The organism is Psychrobacillus sp., assembly GCF_056205495.1.
Window position 1 is genome coordinate 1 of the sequence record NZ_JBAEAP010000644.1, and the last position, 4,708, is coordinate 4,708.

General features: G+C 37.6%; 5 protein-coding genes and 1 pseudogene. 1 reads left to right on the forward strand and 5 read right to left on the reverse strand.

The annotated features are described in order from the left end of the window. Positions 1 to 258: pseudogene (locus AC06OU_RS18500) on the forward strand (gluconokinase); the annotation flags it as partial. 131 nt (positions 259 to 389) lie between these two features. On the opposite strand, the gene AC06OU_RS18505 reads toward AC06OU_RS18500, so the two are convergent. The 5 genes from AC06OU_RS18505 to AC06OU_RS18525 all read right to left on the reverse strand — a co-directional run. Continuing rightward, a complete protein-coding gene (locus AC06OU_RS18505) occupies positions 390 to 605 on the reverse strand; it encodes a glycosyl transferase (protein ID WP_475857688.1) in 216 nt (71 codons plus the stop codon). 152 nt (positions 606 to 757) lie between these two features. Further along, on the reverse strand, positions 758 to 1,321 hold the full coding sequence (locus tag AC06OU_RS18510; protein WP_475857689.1) for a hypothetical protein: 564 nt from the start codon (positions 1,319 to 1,321) through the stop codon (positions 758 to 760). Positions 1,322 to 1,416: 95 nt separating this feature from the next. Next, positions 1,417 to 1,920 carry a hypothetical protein gene (locus tag AC06OU_RS18515; protein WP_475857690.1) on the reverse strand — a complete coding sequence of 168 codons (504 nt, stop codon included), beginning with the start codon at positions 1,918 to 1,920 and terminating at the stop codon, positions 1,417 to 1,419. Between the two features lie 194 nt (positions 1,921 to 2,114). Beyond that, a complete protein-coding gene (pheT, locus tag AC06OU_RS18520) occupies positions 2,115 to 4,526 on the reverse strand; it encodes a phenylalanine--tRNA ligase subunit beta (RefSeq protein ID WP_475857691.1) in 2,412 nt (803 codons plus the stop codon). Positions 4,527 to 4,538: 12 nt separating this feature from the next. Further along, a partial coding sequence (locus tag AC06OU_RS18525) for a tRNA ligase subunit PheS family protein (RefSeq protein WP_475857692.1) occupies positions 4,539 to 4,708 on the reverse strand: 170 nt, incomplete at its 5' end.

The following is a 4,708-nucleotide window of genomic DNA, read 5'->3' on the forward strand; positions in this document are numbered from 1 at the left end:
TCTGAAAAGTTTTATGCTGAGGTTAAAAACGCCGAAATTAGGTACGTTGTTTTATGGGTCGAGAGAAAAGAACTTTTAAGAAGGGATTCTTTAAGGATACAGGAACATCAGATGGGATTAAGGTGTGTAGAATTACTAAATGAATTTGAAGCTAAAGGAATAAATAAATGCTTTCTCTACGATACAACCTACTTACAGCCATCTGATTTAGATGAAGCCTTTGTGAATATAAAGGAAAACACTTCGTTTAAATACTGATGCTTAGTCTCTAACATTAAAATAAAATGAGCTTCGAGACACGAGCTCATTTTATATTTTGTAATTTGGCGATTGGTCAATAAGAAAAAGACTTCATTCCTTCTTGAAAAAAACCTCCGTTAATACTACGATTAATTTTTATTTTTTATGAAGGTAATTACACCAATGCTAAATACCAAAATACCGACTAACATCAATGAATATATAAATCCGTTAAGAATTGGTACATATTCTTCAGCTAAACTTTTGTTTTGATACACGATCTTAACTAAACTGTACCCTAATGGTGTACTTATCAGTATGACACTTATTCCTAAGATAAAAAAAGTTACCGCTTGTTTATTCATAAATTCTCCCCTTAAGCTAGTATCGATGCATGGACACAAGTTAGTTAAGTCCTCTCTTATAAAATAGAGAGGACGTTCCGAAATGAGACATAAGCGTTCTATTCAGGCTATTAAACTCTTTCTCTCTTTTAAAAGAATATGATTAAAACAACTTACGGATACCAGGACAGCTTAGTATCACTATCTAATGATAGATCTTTGATTTCAACACTTAATGTATCAAACCATTTATTTAATATTTCGTCCTTGGCTAGCTTTGCATCCTCGTCGTCTTCCCATATTATATGTGAAAACCAAGCGCTAGTTTGCCATTCAAATTGCAGCTCCGCAAATGCAATGGTTGGGTGATTGGCCTGTATGAAGTTATCATTTACTGCTTTCAAAACATCGGTTGCTTGAGGAAGCAGTTCGTTTTCAATTTTTTCTTTTATATCCTGATGCTCAAGCTGATGCCACATAACTAAACTTCCATCTACTTGATAAAAGATATCAAAAGAAGGTTGTTCCCCAAAATCGATGAGGATAAAAGCTCGTTCAACAGAATTGTTTGTTGCCTTAACCGTGTTCACAATAATATTTTGAGCCATTTCCACCCAATAATCCTTTGCTTCTTCTACAGGTGACTCAAGATAGAACTCGGATTCCAGTTCAGAAACAGCTACTTCTCCCTTATTAATATCTTCCACTTTTTTAAATAAGCGATTAAAAAAACCCATTTTTACACATCCTTAAGAAGTTGTTTTTCCTTTTACGAAGGATTCTTTATTCTGTAAATATGTTTCTATTAAACTCGTATTCTTTATTCTCTACTCTACATTGGTCCCCCCTCAAAACCAATCGGCCAACCATTTTCTTTGAATTTTACCTTATATTGATATTCATGCGGTTGTTCGCTATAAAAACCTATTGTAAAGCCGGTATAAAGCCGATCATCAAAATTAATCATTCTTCCAAAGGAAATCGTAGATAAATAATAGTCCTCCGATTGTTGAGCAGGAAAAAATTCTTTCAAGTAATTTAATGCACGATCAATATGCTGAGGAATATCTTTTAGTATTTTCTCGGCCATTTCTATACAGCTGACATAAGGCTTTTTATCATCACCTTGTATAAATATTTCTACCTCTTCCCACTCCCCTATATCCGCACGACAAAACCACTGCTTCGGTAGGAAGCTATCCTCTTCATTTACCAGATTGTTGTTTGCTAAATTCAATTTCTCTGCTTCACTTTTGGTTAAAGGCTTCGATAGAATTAGCTGTTTCTCTAATATTTCTTTCGTGTATGTACTGTTGTTTGGATCAAAGGTACCCATTCGCACACCTCCAATTTCATAACTTTTTATACCTATTTTAACATAAATATACTTCTACTCTCAGAGTTCAACAAAAAGGAGCAACACCTATTTTGGTGCTGCTCCTTTTTCATTTATTTAATTCTCTTTTTTATTTTCAAAAGTGTTGTGGCTTTCTGCAAGGTTCTAGCCCATCTCTGCAAGGTGATCAGCCTTTATCCTCGCAGCTCGGCTCCTGCTTGCTCAGCTAATGCTTTTAGAACTTTGTTATGTGCATTAACTACTTCTTCATCCGTTAATGTACGCTCTGGATCGAAATACGTTAGAGAGAATGCAACTGATTTTTTGCCTGGTTCCATTTTTTCTCCTTCATATAAATCGAATAAATGTACTCCCTTAAGCAATTTCCCACCTGATTGTTGAATAATTGCTTGCAGCTCTCCAGTAGCTTTTTCCTGATCCACTACTAAGGCGATATCGCGCGTAATAGAAGGGAATTTAGAAACTGGTTGATAATACAATGTTCCAGCATCTTTGTTTAATACCTTCATTAAATTCAGCTCGAATACATACGTATCCTTTAGGTCACGTGCTTTTTGTTCCGCCGGGTGTAATTGACCAATAATACCGATCTCTTCCCCTGCCAATTGGATAGTTGCAGTTCTTCCTGGATGCATTCCATCGACTACTTTACGTTCAAATGTAAGCTCAGTTGTGTGGCCGAGTAAGTCCATTAAGCCTTCAACAATTCCTTTCAGAACAAAGAAATCTACTGCTTTTTTCTCTCCTTGCCAGCTATGCTCAACCCATTTACCAGCAATAACGCCTGCTAAATGCTCTTGCTCATGAGGTAATCCAGATGCTGTTTCTCCTAAGAAAACAGAACCAATTTCATACAACGCAACGGTATCTGCTTGGCGAGCAGTGTTATACGTTACAGCCTCTAGCAAATGAGGGATTAAGCTTTGACGTAGCGTGCTACGCTCCTCACTCATTGGCATTAATAGTTCCGTTACAGGAGCAGTTTCTAAAGCAAATTTTTGTGCTACTTCTTTAGAAGTTAATGAGTACGTAATTGCTTGGTAAAGTCCTGCACCTTCCATAAAACCTCTCACTTGGCGACGTTTAGCTTGGTAGGATGTTAAACCACCTGGTTTAGACTCTTCCACGGGTAACGTCATTGGAATCTCATCATAACCATACATACGAGCTATTTCTTCCACGATGTCCTCAGGAATTTTAATATCCTGACGTCTAGTAGGTGCTTTAATATATAAATATCCATTAGCCGCTTGGAATTCAAATTTCAAACGAGATAGAATAGATGTCATATCCTCTAATGATATCTTCATTCCTAAACGACTGTTAATGAAATCTGGAGAAACGATGACTTCAGCTGGAGATTTATCTAACTTATCTACAACTACGGAACCAGCTAGTACTTCACCATTTGCAAGCTCTGCTAATAGGCTTGCTGCGCGCTCTGCTGCCATATTTACACGGTTTGGATCCACACCTTTTTCGAAGCGAGCACTTGCATCACTACGTAGGTTATGGTCTTTAGATGTTTGACGTACAGATCCAGCTGCAAAGTAAGCTGACTCGATTACTACAGTTGTCGTACCTTCATGAACCTCTGAATTAGCCCCACCCATTACTCCAGCAATAGCAACCGGCTCTTTACCGTTAGTTATTACTAAATGGTTAGATTTAAGTGTTCGTTCTTGGTCATCGAGCGTAACAATCTTTTCTCCTTCAGCTGCAAGGCGAACAACGATTTCCTTTGTTGCTAAACGGTCATAGTCAAATGCATGAAGTGGTTGACCAAATTCCATTAATACATAGTTAGTAACATCTACTACGTTATTATGAGGACGAATTCCAGCAGCCATCAGACGATTCTGTAGCCATAATGGAGATTCTTTTACTTGTACGTTTTTAACAACCTTAGCAATATACAAAGGATTTTCTTCTATTGCATCCACACGAAGCTTCAAATAGTCTTCTGCCTTTTCATTGCTTTCTGTATAAGCAGTCTCTGGATATTTCATATCCTCTGAAAGAATTGCCCCTACCTCATAAGCTACACCTAGCATACTTAGTGCATCCGAGCGGTTTGGTGTTAAACCTAGCTCTAGCACTACATCGTCCAAGCCTAATAAAGGCAATGCACTTTCACCTGGTACAGCTGTTTCAGGAAGAACATAAATACCTTCTGCATACGGTTTGGATACGAGACGACCTTCAATACCTAGCTCTTGAAGAGAACAAATCATTCCATTAGATACTTCACCGCGTAGCTTTGCTTTTTTAATTTTAATGCCACCTGGTAGCACAGCTCCAGGACGTGCAACGATTACCTTTTGACCAGCGTCAACATTTGGAGCACCACAAATAATTTGAGTGATTTCATCTCCTACATCTACCTGACAGATGTTTAGCTTATCTGCTTCTGGATGCTTAACTTTTTCCTTTACATATCCAACTACTACATTTGTCATGCCTAGAGAGCGATCAATCACTGCATCTACTTCTATTCCTGAGCGAGTTATTTTCTCACCTAAGTCTTTCGGGTCCAACCCTTGTGTGTTTACATATTCTGATAACCATTTCGTTGATACTAACATGTCATTTCCTCCTTACACTTCTGTTCGGTGGAATTGCGATAAGAAACGCACATCATTTGTATAGAAATGACGAATGTCTTCCACTCCATATTTCAACATTGCAATACGCTCTGGTCCCATACCAAACGCAAAACCAGAAAGCTTTTTAGAATCATAGCCAGCCATCTCAAGAACATTAGGAT